The following is a 21680-nucleotide window of genomic DNA, read 5'->3' as shown; positions in this document are numbered from 1 at the left end:
AATCTTAATTGTTCGGCCAAGCTTTAAGCTTGTTCCATAGTGCAGAGCAGTGGGTGCTCATTTTCCCTTGAATACATTGTAACTTGCGCTACTTTTGTTTCAGCCACTTCAGCGGTAAATGTGCCACAAACAGCTTTACCCTCGTAGTGTACTTGGAGCATTATCTGTGTCGCTTTATCGATGTCCATCGAAAAAAAGCGCTCTAGGATTTCAATCACAAAGTCCATCGGTGTGTAATCGTCGTTGTTTAGCACAACGTTATACATTGACGGTGGCTTTACCTTAGTTTTCTCTAACTCCAGTAGATCTGAGTCTGGAGTCACCCATTCAAAATGCTTGCTCATGATACGTATTGTCTAGATAGTTTCGTAGTAATTTTAACACTTCGCTGTACGGAAAATATGGATAGATCTCTGATTAAGAGCAAAAAACACAAGCCGTTAAAAATGCCCATACTTAGAGACTAATCTAGCAATTGTGTCGCTGCAAATAAAACCTTCTTTTCTTACGTCTAATAGACAAAAAGTGATTAAAAAGACAGCAAAAGCCGTCATATTCACTCAAATTCTCATGTCGCCACTGTGAAAACGGTTATCAAACTGTAAAAGATGAAGCCGGATTGTATTCAAATATTTAGCAAGTAATACCTTTTTACTATTGACTGTATTCTCTCATTGACTACTCTGGAAAATAAGTGATTGAAATTTCGGCAGCGTCTGAATGGATATTCACTTTGAGAATTGACGTACAGGAGTGCAGTCAATTATACGAATTACAACAATATGCATGAGGGATGTATAGCATGGCTACAGGTACAGTAAAATGGTTTAACAACGCCAAAGGATTTGGTTTTATCTGTCCAGAGGGAGATGATAGTGATGTATTTGCGCATTACTCTACGATCCAAATGGAAGGTTATCGTACTCTGAAAGCTGGCCAACAAGTATTTTTCGAAGTGGAAGAAGGCCCGAAAGGGTATCACGCGAGTGTCGTTACCCCGCTGGAACTACAACCAGCCAAATAAAAATGCTGCCGATGTAGAATAAAAAAACCGCCATTTAGGCGGTTTTTTAGTTTGAGCGACTATGGTTTACGTTGCTTAAGCACCGATAATCGCGTTAAGCGTAGCGCTTGGACGCATCAACGGTGACGCTTTAGCAAACTCAGGGGCATAGTAGCCACCTAAATCACCAACCACACCTTGAGCATCATTCAGTTCTGTTACTATCTTCTCTTCACTTTCAGCCAACGCCTTAGCAATTGGAGCAAACTGCGCAGCTAATTCTGCATCTGCAGTTTGAGCAGCAAGAGCTTGTGCCCAATATGTCGCTAGGTAGTAATGACTGCCGCGGTTATCCAACTCACCTACTTTACGTGATGGCGACTTGTTGTTATCAAGGAACTCACCTGTTGCCTTATCTAATGCATCAGCCAACACTTGCGCTTTAACGTTACCCGTCACTGTGCTTAAGTGCTCTAGTGAAGCCGCCAATGCTAAGAACTCACCGAGTGAATCCCAACGCAAGTGGTTTTCTTTCTCTACTTGTTGAACGTGTTTTGGAGCAGAACCACCAGCACCCGTTTCAAACAAGCCACCACCATTCATTAACGGAACAATCGATAGCATTTTAGCCGAAGTGCCTAGCTCTAAGATTGGGAACAGATCCGTTAGGTAGTCACGCAGTACGTTACCTGTTACAGAGATCGTATCCAAACCTTGCTTAATGCGCTCAAGAGAGAACTGACATGCCGCCAATGGATCAAGAATCTTAATCTCTAGACCCGATGTATCGTAATCCGGTAAGTAGGCATTTACTTTTTTGATTAGCTCTGCATCGTGGGCGCGCGCTTCATCTAACCAAAATACGGCTGGTACGCCTGTTGCTCGAGCACGAGTAACGGCAAGCTTAACCCAATCTTGAATCGGAGCATCTTTCACCTGACACATACGGAAGATATCGCCTTCTTCTACCACCTGCTCAAGCAGCACTGCACCTGATGCGTCAACAACACGTACAGAGCCGGCAGCATCAACAATAAATGTCTTATCGTGTGAACCGTACTCTTCCGCTTTTTGCGCCATCAGACCAACGTTAGGCACGCTGCCCATCGTCGTAGGGTTAAAGGCGCCATTCTCTTTACAGAAATCGATGACAGCTTGGTAAATGCTCGCGTAACAACGATCAGGGATCAACGCTTTAGTATCTTTTTGCTTACCATCTGGACCCCACATTTGACCCGATGCACGCAGCATGGCTGGCATTGAAGCATCAACAATAATGTCACTAGGTACATGCAAGTTAGTAATGCCACGGTCTGAATCAACCATCGCTAGTGGCGGTTGAGTTTCATATACCGCTTCAAGTGCAGCCTCAATCTCTTCTTTTTGAGCTTGTGGAAGATCCGCGATCTTCGTATAGACATCACCAACACCGTTGTTGACATCCACACCTAGCTCATCAAATAGTTTGCCATATTTAGCAAATACGTCTTTGTAATACACCTTCACCGCATGACCAAAGATCACCGGGTCAGAAACTTTCATCATCGTCGCTTTCATGTGAAGAGAGAGTAAAACATCTTGCGTTTTAGCTTCTTCAATTTGTTCTTCAAAGAAAGCAACCAATGCTTTTTTATTCATCACTGAACTATCAATGATCTCTTTATCTTGAATAGCAAATGGTGCCTTAAGCTCTTTTACTGAACCGTCTGCAGCGACAAATTCAATTTTAACTTTGGTTGCGCCGTTAACGGTTATCGACTTCTCACTACCAAAGAAGTCTTTCTCTTCCATGCTAGAGATATGAGACAGCGAGTCTTTAGACCACGCACCCATTGAGTGTGGGTTTTTCTTTGCGTAGTTTTTCACAGAAAGTGGAGCGCGACGGTCTGAGTTGCCTTCACGCAATACTGGGTTTACTGCACTGCCTTTGATCTTGTCGTAAGTGGCTTTAATTGCTTCTTCTTCGTATGTGCGAGGCTCTTCAGGGTAATTAGGTAGGTTGTAACCTTTCGCTTGAAGTTCTTTAATTGCAGCATGGAGCTGCGGGACAGATGCAGATATGTTTGGCAGTTTAATGATGTTTGCTTGTGGTGTTTTTGCCAGCTCGCCTAATTCAGCAAGTGCATCACCAATACGCTGTTCTTCAGTCAGATGCTCTGGGAAGTTAGCAATAATTCGCCCAGCAAGAGAGATGTCACGAGTATCAACGTCAATACCTGAAGAAGCAGTGAATGATTGAATAATTGGCAATAGTGAGTAGGTCGCTAGTGCTGGTGCTTCATCAGTAATGGTATAGATAATTGTCGGTTTTTCTGTAGGCATGAAATTTCCCTATTGTTCAACCAAAGCCTGTCGGATGAATGGCTATGGGTTTGTGGTCGCTTACAAGCTAATGCTTCATCCCCTCACTTGTCGCGATTTGTCTGTCTCTTTTTCCTCTCAGCCTATAAAAGGCAGAATCCATGAGAGCTAATAGTTATAATTAAACAAAACCAAGATAATAGTCTATTATCTTGTGCGCCAATCCAGAATTTGGCGCGCAAATAATAGCTTAAACAGCATATCCTTTAAATCAAATAGTACATTTTATTTACAAAATTGCAGGGTAGTTAACATGCAGACACGTTCAAGTCGTCCGTCTTCAAAAAATTCCACTCAACGCACGACAAAACGTTTCAAACAAGCAGATAAGGCTGGAAAATCAAAGCCTCACTCCTCATCGAATCGTAAAAAAACGTCGGTAGCGAAACCTCGCGTTCCGCCAGAACAGCGTAAAGTCATTGTTTTCAATAAGCCGTTTGACACCTTAAGCCAGTTTACTGATGGTGACGGCAGAAAGACCCTTGCAGATTTCATTACCATTAAAGATGTATACGCAGCAGGGCGCCTTGATCGTGATAGTGAAGGCTTACTGGTACTGACTAATGACGGTATTTTGCAAGCCAAACTGACTCAGCCGCAATCCAAATCACCGAAAACATATTGGGTTCAAGTTGACGGAGCGCCGACCGAAGCTGACTTAGATAAGCTACGCAAAGGTGTGGAACTGAAAGATGGCATGACGCTACCAGCAAAAGTAGAAATAATAGCCACTCCGACGGTGTGGGAGCGCATTCCACCGGTACGTTTTCGCGCTAACATTCCCACCACTTGGTTAGCGATCACTATTATTGAAGGTCGTAATCGCCAAGTTCGCCGAATGACTGCGCACATAGGGTTCCCTACCCTGCGATTAATACGTTATTCAGTGGGGGATATTGCACTAGGTGATTTGCAACCAGGACAATGGAAAGAGATTTCGCTGTAGCGCTTTACTCCAATGACTTGATCAGTTTGACGTTTTCCGCCTCTATGGACGAAAGTGTCACCTCAGTCGTGGTCGGTTTATACCACGACTTTTCACTGAAAAAACGAGTAAGATCTTGAGACTTAAAGCGGTAACCATGACGGGCAAATATCTCATTGCGCATCAACCTCAGCTCTTGAGAGTTGTACCCTTGTAGCTCTTCCTGCGTCAGCAATCGCAACGAGGATAACGCCATTAGGTATTCACTCTCGGAGCGATGACTCAAAGTAGCACTCGTTTCCGCTACGGTTGTACTTTGGATAGTGCTCTCTTGATTCGAGCGATGTTGAGGTAAAGATAGCTTTCCATGTGAATAAACTTCACCGCCTCCCTCCATTGCCATCACGAAAGTTAACCAGTCATTACTCATTAACGTCGCTAACTCGCTGGCACAGTTTTCAACTGGAATCACAAATAATTGCATTGGAATCCACATAATCGATAACTGTGATAGGTGTTGCGGAACGTCATTAGGCTCACTAGAGAATGGACTTCGCCAACTTCCAGACTCAGTATGCTCACTCAATGCAACACTAAGGGCATCAAGTCGGCTAGGCGGGAGCTCGTGGGTGTATTGCAAATCCCCGCTCATTAAAGCGACCGCCAACAAGTCGAAGCTTTCACACAATGAGTTATCTACTTGATAACTGAATCTACCCGATAATGCCCAACCATCGCTCAATTGCGAAGAGAGCATTGGCAACGAATGCCATGAGATATTGCCCAGTGCGACTCTACGAATAAAGCTTGATTCACGTTGCAAATCGCCCTTTAACTTTCTGATGTCAATTTGAAAAGAAGATATCTCCTTAACCACTGACGCCATAATCTCTGAGTTTCTGCTGAAGGTTATATAATTCTGGTTAGAATCTTCGTTATCGCAATAACGAGCAAGCTTACTCCAGTATCCGCGAGTTTTCTCAGCGGTCTTGAACACTTTTTTCACGCTATTTTCTACCGAGTTAGCCTGACGAATCAGCGTTTGGACCTCGGCATAATGATGTTGAATTTGAGGGCGGTGGGTTACAAACCGTAGCGATAAAGTTTGTTCTGAAAATGTTCTAATTAAGGCACTTTTATATACATCAGCATTAATAATAGCATTATATTGATCAGCAGATTTCTGATATTCAGCATCAAGTTCAGCCGAGTAATTCATTATTCTATCGACGTTTTCCTGAGTACAATATTCGCCACGTGCTGTAACAGCAACCAATAACAATAACAAAATCAGTCCATTTCTCATCACTCACCCCCCACCTATCGCAATTAAAATGTAGCGCACGCTAGGTGTATTCTCAGTACTATCAGTTAGTAAACTAATTTAGATCAATTTCCAGCCTGACATATATCACAGACATAAAAAAACCGCTGAATGATCAGCGGTTTTTTTTATTAGCGTTTGCGATTACTCAGCCGCTTTTTCTTTTGCTACTGTAACGGCAATTGCAAGCTCTTCAAGCGCTGCGGGGTTGGCAATGCTTGGTGCGTCAGTTAGAAGACACGCTGCTGCTGTTGTTTTAGGGAATGCGATAACATCACGGATATTATCAGTACCACATAGCAACATCACTAGACGGTCCAGACCAAATGCAAGACCCGCGTGTGGTGGCGTACCAAATTTCAGTGCGTCTAATAGGAAGCCAAACTTCAGTTTTTGCTCGTCTGCATTGATACCTAAAATATCAAATACTGCCGCTTGCATTTCTGCATTATGAATACGAACTGAACCACCGCCCACTTCGTAGCCGTTGATAACCATATCGTATGCATTAGAGTTTGCTGATGCAGGGTTCGCTTTTAGCTCTTCAGCTGTCATACCTAGAGGCGACGTAAATGGGTGGTGCATTGCGTGTAGGTTGCCTTCGTCGTCTTCTTCAAACATTGGGAAGTCAACTACCCATAGCGGTTTCCAAGCAGACTTGTCAGTTAGCTCAAGGTCAGTACCTAGCTTAAGACGTAGTGCGCCCATCGCTTCAGTAACAACACGTTTGCTGTCTGCACCAAATAGGATGATATCGCCAGTTTCAGCTTGAGTACGATCAAGTAGTTGCGCCACTACTTCTTCGTTTAGGAATTTAGCAACTGGAGACTGTACACCGTCAAAGCCTGCTGCACGGTCATTTACTTTCATCCATGCTAGACCTTTCGCACCGTAAATACCGACGAAGTTAGTGTATTCGTCGATTTGCTTACGAGATAGCGCAGCGCCACCAGGAACACGAATCACCGCTACACGACCTTTTTCATCGTTAGCAGGACCAGAGAATACTTTGAAATCAACATCTTTTAGGATGTCTGCAACGTCAACTAATTCAAGAGGGTTACGTAGGTCTGGCTTATCAGAACCAAAACGACGTGCCGCTTCTTCAAATGACATTACAGGGAATTCGCCTAGATCAACGTTCAGTAGCTCTTGCCACATTTGACGAATCATCTCTTCCGTTTTTTCACGTACTTGATCTGCCGTCATAAATGACGTTTCGATATCGATCTGAGTGAATTCAGGTTGACGGTCAGCACGTAGGTCTTCGTCACGGAAACATTTGACGATTTGGTAGTAGCGGTCAAAACCAGACATCATTAGCAGCTGTTTAAATAGCTGTGGTGATTGAGGTAGCGCGTAGAAGCTGCCTTTATGTACGCGGCTTGGTACTAGGTAGTCACGAGCGCCTTCAGGCGTTGCTTTAGTTAGTACTGGCGTTTCGATGTCTAGGAAGCCATTGTCATCTAGGAAACGACGAACAAAGCTTGATGCTTTTGCACGTAATTTAATGCGGTCGCTCATTTCTGGACGACGTAGATCTAGATAACGGTATTTTAGGCGTTGTTCTTCAGAGTTCTTTTGGTTGAAATCCAGTGGCAATGCTTCAGAGCGGTTAATGATCTCTAGCGCTGTTGCCAAAAGCTCAACTTCACCCGTTGCCATACCAGGGTTTACTTGGCTTTCTGGACGAACGCGTACTTCACCCGTTAACTTGATGCAGAATTCATTACGCAGTTGCTCCGCTACTTTGTAAGCATCAGCCATATCTGGATCTACAACTACCTGAACAACGCCTTCACGATCTCGCATATCGATAAAAATCAGACCGCCTAAATCACGACGACGGTTAACCCAGCCGCATAGTTCTACAGTTTGTCCTGCAAGGGACTTGTTCAGGTGACCACAGTAATGGGTACGCATAATGAATTTCCCAATCTCTCTAATAGTGTTAATACCGTCTGCTGAGTCTTAATCATGCCAGCAGAGCAAAGTTCCATTTATACGCTGAAAGCCACATAAAATCGACCATTCAACATACAATTTATTGCGATTTACTGTCTATTGATGCTTTTTAAACCAGCAAGAGGGCAAAACGGCACCAATAGCAAAAATTGGCGCTGATTATATACCCAAGTAACCTCAAGATGCGAGCATCAGCGACCAGACTCTGGGCTTGAAATGTCCAGCTCTAGATAAATTGACTCACCAGTGATTATTACCTGCTTATTGGTGATTTAGGCAAAAGTCTCGTAAAGTATCAGCAATGGAAAATTTGTAAGCGAGATTATGACGTTATTACCAATACGCCTTGGGCTCACTATGTGGTCACATAATCAATGGCAACAAAGCTTTTATGGTAGTGGTACTAAGCCCGCTGAAAGGTTAGAAAAGTACACTCAGGTCTTTCATACCGTAGAAGGCAATACAACGTTTTACGCCACGCCGAGTATTGATACCGTGCGTAATTGGTATGCCGCGAGCCATGACGGTTTTAAATTCACCTTTAAGCTACCTAAAGCGATTACCCACCAGCAGATGCTCAAACACAGCCAAGCGCAACTAAAGGACTTTATGCAGGTGATGGCGCCGCTGCACGAGCGTATTGGTCAATGGACAATTCAGTTGCCTGCCAGTTTTACTCCTGCCGATTTATCGACCTTGCAGAAATTCTGCGCACTATTTCCACCCAACTTTCCACTTGGTGTTGAAGTTAGGCATTTGGGTTTCTTTGCCAAGAATGACGATGAGAAACGATTTAACCATTGGTTGATGGAAGCTGGTATTGATCGAATCATCATGGATAGCCGCCCTGTTTTTGCCGCTCCACCTATCAATGATGTGATTGTTGATGCGCAACAGAAAAAGCCCCGTGTGCCTGTCCATGCAATTACAACTGCTGAACACCCGATGATCCGCTTTATTGGTCATCCTGATTTAGAGGAAAATCTTCGTTTCTTCCAGCCTTGGCTCAATAAGTTGCCCACGTGGATTGCCCAAGGAAAGCAGCCATATTTGATGGTCCATACGCCCGATAACATATTCGCACCAGAACTGGCACTCAAACTCTACCAACAGCTCAGTCAACAGGTGACTTTGCCAACTCTTGCCGCCTTTCCGGCAAACGATGGGCAACCGCAAATAAGTATGTTTTGATGTTGGCTTGACGCAATGCATGACATAAGCGCGAATTTTTCATAAAATACGCGCCCTTTTCCAAGCTACCAGAAATGCGGCAAGCAATAGCAAGAGATAACTGTATGAACCCTAACAGCAATCCAGATACCATTTTTTCGGCACCGATCGACAAAATCGGTGACTTCACGTTTGATGAACGTGTCGCGGAGGTCTTCCCTGATATGATTCAGCGCTCTGTGCCGGGCTACAGCAATATCATCTCTGCCATTGGCATGTTAGCTGAGCGCTTCGTAAAACCGCATAGCAACATCTACGATTTAGGCTGTTCATTAGGAGCAGCTACGCTTTCTATGCGTCGTCATATTCAACAAGAAGGCTGTAAAATTATTGCCGTTGATAATTCATCAGCGATGGTTGAGCGTTGCAAGCTGCACGTTAATGCTTACCGTAGTGATACACCTGTGGATGTAGTAGAAGCGGATATCCGTGATATCGAAATAGTCGATGCATCTGTTGTCGTATTGAATTTCACTTTGCAATTCCTTTCGCCGCAAGACCGCTACCTGCTGCTGGAGAAAATCTACGCGGGTTTACGTCCTGGCGGTATTTTGATTCTATCTGAGAAATACGTTTTCGAAGATGCCGTTTCAAATGAACTGCTTATCGATTTACACCATGATTTCAAACGCGCTAACGGTTATAGCGAACTTGAAATCAGCCAAAAACGCAGCGCGATTGAAAACGTTATGCGTCCTGATTCGAAAAAATCTCACAAAGAACGTTTCGCTCAAATTGGTTTCACCAGTTTTGACGTCTGGTTCCAGTGTTTCAACTTCGGCTCAATGTTTGCAATCAAATAGTAACAACATTTTTGCACAGTAATTTCCCCCAGCTACATATTGCTGCTGGGGTATCAAAACTAGAATTTAGGTTTTCAATCCATGTTTAATTTCGCCAACTTTTACCAATTAATCGCCCAAGACACTCGTCTACAGCCGTGGCTAAACGTACTGCCACAGCAACTGACTGATTGGCAAAACGCTGAACATGGTGACTTTGGTCGCTGGTTACGAGCATTAAACAAAATCCCAGCGGGTCAGCCTGAACATATCGATATCAAAGAGTCTGTAACGATCACCAATCATGAACCAATGGCAACTGGTGAGCTGAAAAAACTTGAAAGCCTATTACGCACATTCCATCCATGGCGCAAAGGTCCTTACCATGTACATGGTATCCACATTGATACCGAGTGGCGCAGTGATTGGAAGTGGGATCGAGTTCTTCCGCACATCACACCACTGAAAAACCGCAGCGTACTTGATGTCGGCTGTGGCAATGGCTACCACATGTGGCGCATGCTTGGTGAAGGTGCTCGCCTTTGTGTCGGCATTGATCCTTCACATCTATTTTTGATCCAGTTTGAAGCAATCCGCAAAATGATGGGCGACGACCAACGTGCACATCTACTGCCACTGGGGATTGAGCAATTACCAAAACTGAAAGCATTCGATACCGTGTTCAGCATGGGTGTGCTTTACCACCGTCGTTCACCGCTTGACCACCTGATTCAATTGAAAGATCAGTTAGTCTCTGGTGGTGAATTGATCCTTGAGACACTCGTCATTGAAGGTGATGAAACCTCGGTATTAGTACCATTTGATCGCTACGCGCAAATGCGCAATGTGTACTTCTTCCCATCAGCAAGAGCTCTTAAAGCTTGGCTAGAACAAGTCGGTTTTGTGGATGTGAAAATTGTTGATGAGAACGTGACATCAACAGATGAACAACGTACCACCAACTGGATGACACACAATTCACTGCCTGACTATCTTGATCCAAATGACTCAAGCAAAACCATTGAAGGTTACCCAGCCCCTCGCCGTGCTGTATTGGTTGCGACTAAACCATAGATATCTTGATAAAAAGTCACCACAAATCATCAATTATTGACATGGATTTAACCCAGTTAAATTTCATGTGAGTAACCTAAGTAGCAATAGATAAGGATGCATAACGCATCCTTATTTTTTATAGACTTAGGTTGTTTATTCTACAGTCACAGCAACTTTTTAAAGATCTGCTATGAGGTTTTGCCTACCTTAGTCTAAAATTAAAAACGTTAATTAACTCATACCATTATCAATCATTGTTTGGTCGAATACTCTGATTGGTGGTGAAACAAAAAAATAAACGTAGGCCTTTTAATGTTCATCCGATTAACACCTGTGGTAGCGCTTACTCTGTTATCTGGCTGCACCCTTACCAATGGCAATCAAAACCACCAGCAAACTTTAGCGGCAATCCAAGCGGTTGAAACTAATCTGAACTCGCAAATTACGTCTCTTGCAAGTCAAGTAGAACAACAGTCTGAGTATATTCAGCGCTTGGAAAAGCAAGTCACTCATAGACAAGATAAGACGCTTGATCTACAAACGGCAACGCTAGCAAAAATCACTGCTCATCAACACGAGAGCATCGCCCCCGCGATTCAACCCGTTTCTACGCCACCCACTCACGGATTAGTTCTGGGCGAAATCGAACGCGTGACCATTGATTCAATCAAGCAAACTTTTGATGCGCGCGTCGATACCGGTGCCGCCACTTCATCTCTTAATGCTGTCGATATTGAGCACTTTGAACGCAATGGAAAAAAGTGGGTTCGCTTCCATTTGTCTGATGACAAGACACCAATGGATGACAATAACTGGATTGAAGCGCCAGTGTTGAAGTTTGTTAAAATTCGCCAATCGACTAACTCTGAGGTTGAACGCCGCGCAGTGGTTGAACTGTGGGTTAAGGTTGGAAAAATCCATGAAAAAGCGCAGTTTACCTTGGCGGACCGTTCTCAAATGAGCCATCCTGTACTCTTAGGTCGAGAATTTATTAGAGATATCGCCGTTGTAGATGTGAGCAAAAAGTTTGTTCAGTCTGAAGAACAATAAAACCAATAAGGCTTGCTATGAACTCTAAGGTCCCTTTATACATCTTCGTCGCTCTGCTCATTGGAGTGGGCGCGGCGTTAAGCATTTTTAGACATCAAAGTTACGGTGTTCCATGGACACCAGGTGAGACTCGACAAGTTTGGGATATCGAAGCAAGAATCCAATTCGATGCGGAAGGTAAACCGGTGAAAGCATCGCTTGCCGTGCCAGACACACAAACAGGCTTCACTAAAATCAGTGAAACCTCCTCTTCTCCTGGCTATGGTGTCGCCTACGCAAGCAATGAAGCTGGTCGCCGCGCTGAATGGTCTATTCGCCAAGCGTCTGGTCCAGAAACCATCTACTACAAAGCGCAATTCCTTGTTGACCCACAAGCTAAAGTTGCACCTATCGCACCCGATCAAGAAATCACCCCGCCTACTTTTGATGGTCCAACTGAAGCGGCGGCAATCGCGCTGATTGAGCGAGCCAACAAACGGTCGGCAGACAACATCACCTTTACTCGCGAGTTAATTAAACAGTTGAATGATAACGACAGCCAAAACGCTGCACTTATCTTAAACAATATGTCACGAGTTCAAGCGGTTGATAAGATTCTCGCCTATAGCAAGATCCCTAGTAAAATCGCTGGTGTGATTGAACTTGAAGATGGACGACGTCGACAAACAATTCAACAAATGAACCAAGTTTGGGATGGTACGAATTGGCAACTGTTTAACCCAGAAACCGCAGACCAAGCGATCTCTCCGAATATCCTTGTTTGGGATGAGTCGAACATTTCTCTACTCGACCTTGTTGGTGGTAAAAACAGCCAAGTACACTTTTCGATGATAGCTCAGGAAATTTCACCTCAGCAAGCTACCAAAGATAAAGTGGAAGCCGACGCTCTTCTTAACCTTTCAATTCATAGCTTGCCTCTTGAAGAGCAGGCGATGTTTAAGACCATCATGTTGATCCCTATCGGTGCGCTGATCGTGGTATTTTTACGTGTCATCATCGGTCTAAAAACCTCTGGTACCTTCATGCCAGTGTTGATTGCGGTTGCATTTGTACAAACTCAGTTACTTACCGGTATTGTTGGTTTCCTCTTAATTGTTGGTACGGGCTTGGTAATACGAAGTTACCTCTCTCGCTTAAATCTACTGCTCGTTGCCCGGATTTCAGCGGTGATCATCACCGTAATTATGATCATCTCAGTATTTACTGTAGTGGCATTTAAGATTGGTTTAACCGAAGGCTTGTCGATTACTTTCTTCCCGATGATTATCTTGTCATGGACTATCGAACGTATGTCGATTCTGTGGGAAGAAGAAGGCCCTAAAGAAGTGGTATTGCAAGGCGGTGGTTCTTTGATGACCTCGGTACTCGTTTACCTTGCGATGACCAACCAATACGTACAACACCTGACATTCAACTTTATTGGTCTACAGCTAATTGTACTGGCTTGTATTTTACTGCTGGGTACTTACACCGGTTATCGCTTAACTGAGCTTCGTCGCTTTAAGCCATTGGTTGAGGATTAAACTATGTTCCTCTCGCGTATTAAAGAGCGTTATACATCGCCGTTTAAACTACGGCACAAGGGTATTATGGGCATGAACCAACGTAACCACAGTTACATTGGTCGCTACAATGACCGCTCTAAATACCCTCTCGTGGATGACAAGCTTAAAACCAAAATCATTGCTGAAGCGGCAGGGGCAACCGTGCCGAAACTGATTGGTGTGATTCGCAGCCAAGCCGATGTGCCTAAAGTCCACCAAATGGTAAAAGAGTGGCCGGGGTTTGTAATAAAACCAGCGCAAGGCAGCGGTGGCAAAGGCATTCTTGTAGTCACTTCTCATAAAGATGGGGTCTACACCAAACCATCAGGCTCAAGCATCAATAAAGATGATGTCGAGCGTCACATCAGTAACGCATTGGCAGGGTTGTTTTCACTCGGTGGCAAAAACGATGTAGCCGTCATTGAAAACCTGATTAAATTCGATGATTGTTTTGATGGGTTTAGCTACGAAGGCGTGCCTGATGTGCGCATTATCGTGTTCAAGGGTTACCCTGTCATGGCAATGATGCGTTGTTCCACTGCGGCATCTGACGGTAAAGCAAACCTGCACCAAGGCGCTGTCGGTGTGGGGCTTGATGTTGCAACGGGTCGAGCTATTCGTGCGGTGCAATTTGACCGCCCTATCAGCCATCACCCTGATACTGGTAAAGACTTGATGACCTTACAAGTACCACATTGGGAAAAACTGTTGGTGCTTGCGTCCAGTGCATGGGAAATGACAGGACTCGGCTATATGGGTACAGATATGGTGCTTGATAAAGAAGAAGGTCCTATGGTGCTCGAGCTCAACGCACGCCCAGGTTTAGCCATTCAAATTGCTAACGGTGCAGGCTTATTACCTCGCCTACGCCATATTGAAAACTTAGGCACGCCGGCACGCTACCCTTCTCCAGAAGAGCGCGTCGCCTATGCTGCAAGGCAATTTGCTACGCATTTCTAATGCCTAAATCAATGATTAAAAACGCCTTTAGTGGCGTTTTTTTGTATCTACAACATATCGACACATAGTGTGAATTTTTAATTAATTATCGTTTTACGATAATTAATTATTGCAAAAAACTTCTCGTGTTATTACTATCTCTCCGTCTTAAACAGGAGATTACTGATGAACAACATCGAAGGAATTCGTACTTTAAGCCAACGCTTGTTAGTTTGCTTATGGCTGGTCTTAATTCTCAACCCGCTCTTTAATGCCTTTATTTGGTTCAATACTGCATTGAGTGATGGCAATGGCAATTTTGTGACTCAACTGCCTTTTGAACATCAATTACCATTAGATACCAGTGCGACAATATTGGGCTTCTTGGTTACTAATATTACCGTGTTGATTACATCACTGATGCTCTGGCAATTGATCAAGCTATTTCGTCTCTATCGTTCTGGTTTGATATTTACTGTTGAAAATGTTGCCTGCTACAAACAGATTGCAAATTACCTTATCCTATTTGTTTTTGCGGGCATTCTTGACGGGCTATTGCTAGGACCAGCACTGACATTTCAAAACGAAGAGATGAATTTTTATTTTGATATTTCAGATGGCGACATCATGCTACTTGTCACTGCAATTATTATTCGACTGATCGCCAAAGTAATGAGTGAAGCAAAAGGTTTATACGACGAACAAACTCTGACTATTTAAAGTGATTTTTTATGCCTATCATCATTAATTTAGACGTTATGCTCGCCAAGCGAAAAATGCGGTCGAATGAACTCGCTGCACGTATTGGCATTACAGAGCAAAATTTATCTGTGCTCAAAAACGGTCGAGCCAAAGCTGTAAAGCTCGCGACATTAGAAAGTATTTGTAAACACTTAGATTGCCAACCCGGCGATATTTTAGAATACGTTGCTGAGTCAACAGACACAGAATAAATGGATTAAAAAAGGCTACCCGAAGGTAGCCTTTTTATTTTGCTAGAGCGATATTGCTAGATCTCTTCAATCAACTCTTGAACATCACTTTTCATTTTGTCTGTTTGACCAAAGCCACGTAAACCCACTACGTGTACATGCTCATGATCCTTAAACACCTTACGCACCAGTTTGTAGGTGGTGCCTTTCTCTGGGCTGATGTTCTCAGGTGCGGCAATAAGTAGCTGCATATCAAGACGGTCACAAAGCTCAAACAGGGTTGAGATTGATGTTGAGTCCAAACGCGCGGCTTCATCAAGGAACAATAGACGACATGGCACAATGTCCTTGCTGCGCAAGCGGCGAGACTCTTCTTCCCAACTTTGCACAACCATCAATAGAATTGACTGACCAGTACCAATCGCTTCACCTGTTGAAAGAGCACCAGACTCAGCTTGTAACCAACCATCCGAACCACGGTTTACTTCCACGCTCAGCTCTAGGTAGTTTCGGTAATCCAGTAGCTCTTCACCCAGAACTTGTGGTGAACGCTGACCCATATCAATATGCGGGTTAACACGCTGGAACAGTTTCGCCATTGCTTCTGAGAAGGTGAAGCGAGTGCTTTCAAACAGATCTTTGTGTTGATCTTGTTGCGCTGCTAAACCATGCAGTAAGACTTCATGACTTTCACGGATCTTCACATTTAAGCGCACACCTTTAACCTGACCAAAACCAATGTTAGATAAACCTTGGTTTAGCATACGGATTCGGTTTTGCTCGCGTTGGATCGTTTTCTTAATAATGCTCGCAACCGATTCAGAGCTAATTGCAAGACGGTTTTCACGTTGAGTCAACTCTTCCGTTAGACGAGCCAACTCGACTTCCATCTCTTCAATCGCTTCTACCGGATCGTCAGTGCGAATAATATCTTGGCGAATACGCTCACGAAGGTGCTGGTAAACTGCAATATAGAACAGTACTTTACGCTCTGGATATGCGGTATCTTCTGATAGACGCAGTGAGTCACGTAAGTCGTCGTTATCCGCAACAGCTAGACGCAATGCACCCAACGATTTATCTGACATTGAGCGTAGCTCAGACGCAGACATATAAGCGAGTTCACGCTTATGCAAACGACGCTCGACGTCATTTTCACGAGCTAAACGAAGTACTGAGCACCAACCTGCTTTGGCTGCTACCACAAAGGTACGCAATTCCGTGTACTCTTTTTGTACTTTCTTCATGCGCTTAGCCAGCGCTTTCATCTCGAGCTCTGTTGAGGTGATCGTACGTTCGTAGCCACTCTTACGCCCACGAGAAGTGTGTAGACGCTCTTGCAACTCATCACGACGGCGCTGCGCACGCTCTGCTGAGCCTTCATCAGCGGTCACACCAAACTCTTGCAACTCTTGTTTAAACTCTTGAACTGTTTCTTGTTTTGCTTGGTGCGAACTCTTCAACGACGCCAACACTTGGTTGTATTGGTTCATTTGATCTTGTGATTGCTTTAGCTCATCACGATTACGCGCACGTAGTCGCTCCGCTTGCACGAGTTTCGCTTTTAGCTGTTCACTGAGCTCACTACTTTTATTGAGCAGATCTACCGAATCTGAGTAAGCAAAATAATGGCGGCGCTCTACTAAGTCAGACAAGGCAAATATTTGCGTTTTCAACGTTTGTAGCTGTTGATCCGCACTCTGGTACTCAGCTTCTAGTGCTTCAAATTGCTCAGGGTCTGCCTCTAGTGCACCTACAACTTTCTCAAGTGCTTCAACTGTTTTACCGTGTTGAGCTAAAAATGCTTTCGCTTGAGAAACCTGCGCCAATTTTTCTTCGATTTCAGCAAAACGTGCGGCTAGCGTGTCATCTTCAATGAATCGCATCGTTGGTGCGAGCTTATCAAGTAAGGTAATCGCTTGTTTGCTAGTCAGCAATTGAGCTCGCTGTTGCTGCTCTTTACCTTCAAGTTCTGCAAGAACACGTACAACTTGGTTACGCTTATCACGAACCTGCTGTAGCATTTGTTCCGGATCAGCCTCAAACGCCACTTGAATGTGTTTCGCCACGAAGTTATTGAACGCTTGGTACAAACGTTGAAGCTTCTGCGAGTCAAACGCCGCTTTAGCGTGTTTCTCAACCACTTCTTCACGCTCATTGCGCAATAGCTCTAAACGCTGTTCACGCGCCGCACGACCAAATAATGGGATCTCAGGAAGACGAGAATAACGCATTTGACGGTCATTCAAACGAACACAAACTGCGCCTTCTAACTCTTCAGCATCAAATGTGCTGTCATCAAAGGCATCAATATCGCCTTCAATGATGTACAAGTCTTCTGGGCAGTCATCCAGTTCAACCAGTTTCTCTTCGATACCTGATAGATCAGAAACAACTATCGCATGACGCGCAGGACCGTACATCGCACTAAAATATGGTGCATCATCAATAGTGATATCGTCGTAAATTTCAGACAGTAATACACCACCTAGCGTATCCGCCAAGCCTTTTAGACGAGGATCGTTTGAACCACCTGGAGAGGCTAAACGTTCAATTTCACCATCAAGGAAGCTACGACGCTCAGCCAATTTATCTTTAGTGATAGATTGCTGTTTCTCTTGCTCCAGCACTTGCTGCATTTGTGACATTACCGCTTGGCTGTCATACAAATCAGCACCGCTTTGCTCTTTCAGGCTTTCGAGTGCATCACTTGCCGCAATCCACGTTGGCGCTATCGCTTCAAGTTTATTGATTTGTGCATTCGCATCTTGCTCTAGGCGGCGCTGATCACTGCGTTGCTCGCGCACTTCTTCTTGAGAAAACTCGAGTGATTCAATTTGCGCACTATGACGCTCACGCTCTTGTTCAAAACTCAGCTCATCACTTAGCTCGACGTTGTGCTGCTTTTGGTACTCTTGTGCTAACTCACGCGCCTGGCGCTGCTGAGTTAAGCTACGCTCTAAGTCACGATGCTGCGCACGCCACTGTGGTTCATTCTCGTTGAGCTGTTTCGCTTCACGTGCCTGAACAATGGCAGACTTAGCTTCAACCGAAGCTTGGCTACGCTCAACAGAACCAACAATGCTCGTCACCAGTTTTAAAGCGGTTTCAAATTGCTGCGCCGCTGCTGAAGACATATCCAACTTATGCTTAAGCGCTAGCAAAGTCGTAGTATTACCGGCTTCGCGGTTTTTCAGTTCAACAACCAAAGCTTGCGCAGATTCTGCCGTTAACGAATCATCGCTCAGCAATTGCTTGGCTTTATCCAACGCTTGAACCGCTTGCTGGTATTGCAGCGCACGAGTTTGCTGCATATCCAACGCTTGTTGATAGTCAGCCAATTGTGTTTTCAGGCTATCAACTTCATTTTCGGCAACCGTCGATTGTTCTTCCGCCATCAGAACGCGCTCTTGCGCTTCCTCAACAACCATCAATTGCTCTTCTAGGCGCTCACTAAGCTGCTCTAAATCTTCTTGATAGCGTGCAATTTTTTCTTGTTGGCGTAGTGCGTTTTGTACCAATTGCAAGTGGTCAGACGCGGCTTGGTAATCTTGCTCTAGCGCCGCTTCACTCTCGACCAGCATTTCAAGTTCTTCATGAACGCGGTTAAGTAGTGAGTTTTGCTCAATCAGGCTTTGACGAGAACCAAATAGCTCACCACGCAACTTCATGGTTTGATCTAACTTATTGCGGCGATCATTGGCATGACGCATGTAATCAGCAGCAACGTAATTGGTTGATTCTGTGATTAAGTGTTTGAACAAATCACGGTCAGTTTGCGTGGTTTTAATTGCTTCTAGCGTCATGCGGTTTTCACGCAGCGCTGATTCCATATCTTGGAATGCTTTCTTCACGCCACCATTTTGTGGTAGTAAGTAATCGCGTAACGAACGGGTAATGGCACTGGAAATACCACCGTATAGCGAAGCTTCAATTAAGCGGTAAAACTTAGAACGATCAGAAGAGTTACGCAGCTTCTTCGGAATCACACCGAATTCAAACATTTGCGCGTGGTAATCCACAATCGAAGGGAAGGCTTTGAATTGCACGCCTTCATACTGAGCAACGCTCTCTTTCACTTCATTGATTTGACGCACACGAGCTTGCGTGTCAGAAACGCTTTCAATCAGCACATCTGTTGGTTTTACATCACTTGGTAAGCCTTGAATAACGAAAGGTTTGATATCTACTTTCTTATCACGACCCGCCACTTGCTGTAGTTTTACCGCAAACAATAAACGCTGGTTACGCGAGTTGACCACATCTAATGCCGCATAACAGGCGCCCGGTTGTAATTTACCGTACAAGCCTTTATCGCGAGATGATTGGCTGCTACCTGCTTCGGTTGTATTACGGAAATGCAGTAGTGTTTGGTCTGGAATAAGAGCGGTAATAAACGCCGCCATGGTGGTTGACTTACCCGCACCATTACCGCCAGAAAGCGTTGTTACTAGACCATCAATATCAAAAGTACGTGCGAAGAAGCCGTTCCAGTTGATCATGGTTAGAGATTGGTATTTACCACGTTCAATCATGCTTCACCCTCAATTTCATCGTGCTCTTGTTCTTGCTGATCGTCATCATTTAGTAAGCTGCCTTGGCTAGGCTCTTTGGTGTGCACTACTGCTTCACCATCTCGGATCAGACGTAGTTGAGCCTCACGCACATCGTCGCCAACTCGTACATCCGCCCCAAAGCGGAATACCGCTTCGCTAATACGGAATTTACCGGTTTCACCAATATTGATGATCATGCCTAAACGACGCAGACGGCGTAGTGAAGTACGTACTTTTTCAAACAGTTTTTCTTTGTCGAGATCAGAACCTGTCGCGCGATGAGTTACCAACTTCATTAACTTGGTTTCGTCAGTTAACTGGATCAGCTCTTCGTAGAGCTCTTGGTTGGTAAAAATACCTTCATGCGCCAAGCGCTCTGGGCTTAGGTAAAGAAAACACAATACCTTACCCACTAGCATATCGAGTTCCGAAAGAACGCTACGACTAATTAACGAAGTAGAGCGAGGACGAAGGTAGAAAAAACCCTCAGGCGCTTTAACTAGCTCGGTATTGTAACGCTGATAAAATAGCGCCAATTCGGTTTCAAAATCCGTCAGCAACGCATGGTTATCTAAGTCTTCACTGGAGACATGACGACCAGCACGTAGCATGCTATCTAGCGCTGGAAAGAGAGGGTTAGAAATTGCTTTTGCCAGATTCTCTGACATGTATTCATTAGTATCTGTCGATGACATTTGCTTGTACCTTTGCACCAAATTCGTTAATCGCTTGCCAGTCTGGCTGCACTGCGTGGTAATCCGATTCGGAATAGCCTAATTTCACAGCTTGATCGACCACGATTCGGGCTAAATCAAAGTGATGAGTTCGTGGGTGTTGCGCTAGGTAATCACGTAGCACCACGCCGAGATCGATTGGAGTACCGTGCTGCTTATGAATCTTAAGCATTTCTCCAATGCGCTCTGACAGCTCATCATTGACTTGTTGAAATTCTTCGTATTCTACTTCCATTGGCACATGGCCCGTCACCTCATCATCACGCAGCACTAACGCTTCGTCACGAAGGTCGATCAAACGCTCTGCATCGGCATAAGTGAGATACCAAGGCATATCGAAGTAGTCTTTCATTGATTGGCGCAGACGCGTACTGAAGGCACGGTTCTTATCCATATCAATCGCGGTACGGATGAACTTGTGCACATGGCGATCGTAGCCAATCCATAGATCGATGGCTTGTTGTCCCCAGCGAGTGATGCGGTCGAGTTTCATCTGTAAGCCAAATAAAGTCTCATCGATGAAATCCAGTTCATCGTCACCGTACACCAACTCTTGGATATCGAGGATCTGCGTTTGTAACTCATCTCCTGCGGCCTGCAAAGTATCTTGCAGCTCACGCAGTGTGGTTGACGTTTCAGAGAGTAACGCCTCACAGTTATTAATCGCTTCACGCCAATCTTTATTCAGTAGTTCGGCAATTTGTATTTTGACCGACTGCTGTTGCTCGTCCATCACACGCTGGTTAAGATCAATTTGATCAAAAATCTCGCCTACTGAGTACTTCAATACCCCGTATACGTTCTTTTTCCAGTGTCCTGGAGTTCCACCCTTTTGCGCCGCTTCAATCGCTTTCGCCATTTCATCGGCAACCATCGATAGCTGGATCGACAGTTTGAGCTTAGAGAACTCACGATGACGCACGTAGTAATCCGTAATACCAATCGCTAAAGGAGAGAGACGGTAAATACTCACACCGTCATTCATTTCACTGGTAAAACGGCTTATTAAACGCTGTTTTACCATCTCATTTATCGCATTGTTGGCACGAAATGCTGACGCTTCGCCGGTATCTTCAAATAATCGAGTGACGATTGTAAACGCATCATGGAGTTCACCTTCACCCAATTCTTCATCAAATCTTTCATTGCTTAATACCGCAATCGCGATAAGAAAAGCCAACCTTTCGCTTGTTAGATTCAATGAGAAATCATGCTGCTTAACCCAACCAACCAATTCATCGATAGGCTGCTCAGCAACATTGAGAGTCATCTCACTCAT

At 44.5% G+C, this 21680-nt stretch carries 17 protein-coding genes; 10 read left to right on the top strand and 7 right to left on the bottom strand.

What is annotated here, in order from left to right:
- Nucleotides 1-23 precede the first annotated feature (23 nt).
- A complete protein-coding gene (clpS, locus tag H2O73_RS09015) occupies nt 24-344 on the bottom strand; it encodes an ATP-dependent Clp protease adapter ClpS (protein WP_182108518.1) in 321 nt (106 codons plus the stop codon).
- 458 nt (nt 345-802) lie between these two features.
- Between clpS and cspD the strand changes: the two genes are divergently transcribed.
- Nucleotides 803-1024 carry a cold shock domain-containing protein CspD gene (gene cspD, locus H2O73_RS09010; protein ID WP_182108517.1) on the top strand — a complete coding sequence of 74 codons (222 nt, stop codon included), beginning with the start codon at nt 803-805 and terminating at the stop codon, nt 1022-1024.
- 75 nt (nt 1025-1099) lie between these two features.
- Here cspD and H2O73_RS09005 read toward each other — a convergent pair whose 3' ends face one another.
- A complete protein-coding gene (locus H2O73_RS09005; protein WP_182108516.1) occupies nt 1100-3325 on the bottom strand; it encodes an NADP-dependent isocitrate dehydrogenase in 2226 nt (741 codons plus the stop codon).
- 292 nt (nt 3326-3617) lie between these two features.
- On the opposite strand from H2O73_RS09005, the gene H2O73_RS09000 reads away from it, so the two are divergent.
- Nucleotides 3618-4310, top strand: coding sequence for a pseudouridine synthase (locus tag H2O73_RS09000; protein ID WP_182108515.1), 693 nt, complete (start codon nt 3618-3620; stop codon nt 4308-4310).
- A 4-nt stretch (nt 4311-4314) separates the two neighbouring features.
- Here the strand turns inward: H2O73_RS09000 and H2O73_RS08995 are convergent, their stop codons facing one another.
- Nucleotides 4315-5595, bottom strand: a complete 1281-nt coding sequence (locus H2O73_RS08995; RefSeq protein WP_220457530.1) for a YARHG domain-containing protein — start codon at nt 5593-5595, stop codon at nt 4315-4317.
- 162 nt (nt 5596-5757) lie between these two features.
- Nucleotides 5758-7536 carry an aspartate--tRNA ligase gene (aspS, locus tag H2O73_RS08990; protein ID WP_182108514.1) on the bottom strand — a complete coding sequence of 593 codons (1779 nt, stop codon included), beginning with the start codon at nt 7534-7536 and terminating at the stop codon, nt 5758-5760.
- Nucleotides 7537-7902: 366 nt separating this feature from the next.
- Here aspS and H2O73_RS08985 point away from each other — a divergent pair, with 366 nt between their 5' ends.
- The 8 genes from H2O73_RS08985 (at nt 7903) to H2O73_RS08950 (ending at nt 15132) form a co-directional block, all read left to right on the top strand.
- Nucleotides 7903-8769 (top strand): DUF72 domain-containing protein, encoded by an 867-nt coding sequence (locus H2O73_RS08985; protein WP_182108513.1) that lies wholly within the window; start codon nt 7903-7905, stop codon nt 8767-8769.
- Nucleotides 8770-8873: 104 nt separating this feature from the next.
- Complete coding sequence (gene cmoA, locus H2O73_RS08980; protein WP_182108512.1) at nt 8874-9611, top strand: carboxy-S-adenosyl-L-methionine synthase CmoA; 738 nt, start codon at nt 8874-8876, stop codon at nt 9609-9611.
- 81 nt (nt 9612-9692) lie between these two features.
- Nucleotides 9693-10664, top strand: a complete 972-nt coding sequence (gene cmoB / locus H2O73_RS08975) for a tRNA 5-methoxyuridine(34)/uridine 5-oxyacetic acid(34) synthase CmoB (protein ID WP_182108511.1) — start codon at nt 9693-9695, stop codon at nt 10662-10664.
- A 294-nt stretch (nt 10665-10958) separates the two neighbouring features.
- A complete protein-coding gene (locus H2O73_RS08970; protein ID WP_182108510.1) occupies nt 10959-11696 on the top strand; it encodes an ATP-dependent zinc protease family protein in 738 nt (245 codons plus the stop codon).
- Nucleotides 11697-11713: 17 nt separating this feature from the next.
- Nucleotides 11714-13219: an inactive transglutaminase family protein gene (locus H2O73_RS08965; RefSeq protein WP_182108509.1), complete on the top strand. Its 1506-nt coding sequence runs from the start codon at nt 11714-11716 to the stop codon at nt 13217-13219.
- An 18-nt stretch (nt 13220-13237) separates the two neighbouring features.
- Nucleotides 13238-14200: an alpha-L-glutamate ligase-like protein gene (locus H2O73_RS08960; protein WP_182108691.1), complete on the top strand. Its 963-nt coding sequence runs from the start codon at nt 13238-13240 to the stop codon at nt 14198-14200.
- A 165-nt stretch (nt 14201-14365) separates the two neighbouring features.
- On the top strand, nt 14366-14899 hold the full coding sequence (locus H2O73_RS08955) for a DUF2975 domain-containing protein (RefSeq protein WP_182108508.1): 534 nt from the start codon (nt 14366-14368) through the stop codon (nt 14897-14899).
- Between the two features lie 11 nt (nt 14900-14910).
- Entirely contained in the window at nt 14911-15132 is a 222-nt protein-coding gene (locus tag H2O73_RS08950) for a helix-turn-helix domain-containing protein (RefSeq protein ID WP_182108507.1), read from the top strand.
- A gap of 56 nt (nt 15133-15188) precedes the next feature.
- Here the strand turns inward: H2O73_RS08950 and mukB are convergent, their stop codons facing one another.
- From mukB to mukF, 3 genes are read right to left on the bottom strand one after another with little or no spacing between them, the layout of a single operon-like run.
- On the bottom strand, nt 15189-19646 hold the full coding sequence (gene mukB, locus H2O73_RS08945; RefSeq protein ID WP_182108506.1) for a chromosome partition protein MukB: 4458 nt from the start codon (nt 19644-19646) through the stop codon (nt 15189-15191).
- Nucleotides 19643-20362, bottom strand: coding sequence for a chromosome partition protein MukE (gene mukE / locus H2O73_RS08940; RefSeq protein ID WP_182108505.1), 720 nt, complete (start codon nt 20360-20362; stop codon nt 19643-19645). The genes mukB and mukE overlap by 4 nt, the downstream gene beginning before the upstream one ends.
- On the bottom strand, nt 20343-21680 hold the full coding sequence (mukF, locus tag H2O73_RS08935) for a chromosome partition protein MukF (protein ID WP_182108504.1): 1338 nt from the start codon (nt 21678-21680) through the stop codon (nt 20343-20345). Before mukF ends, mukE begins: the two co-directional genes overlap by 20 nt.

Origin of the sequence: Vibrio marinisediminis (genome assembly GCF_014050145.1) — a bacterium.
GTDB lineage: Bacteria > Pseudomonadota > Gammaproteobacteria > Enterobacterales > Vibrionaceae > Vibrio > Vibrio marinisediminis.
Note: the sequence above shows the minus strand (reverse complement) of the source record. Positions and strands in the feature narration are given on the sequence as shown.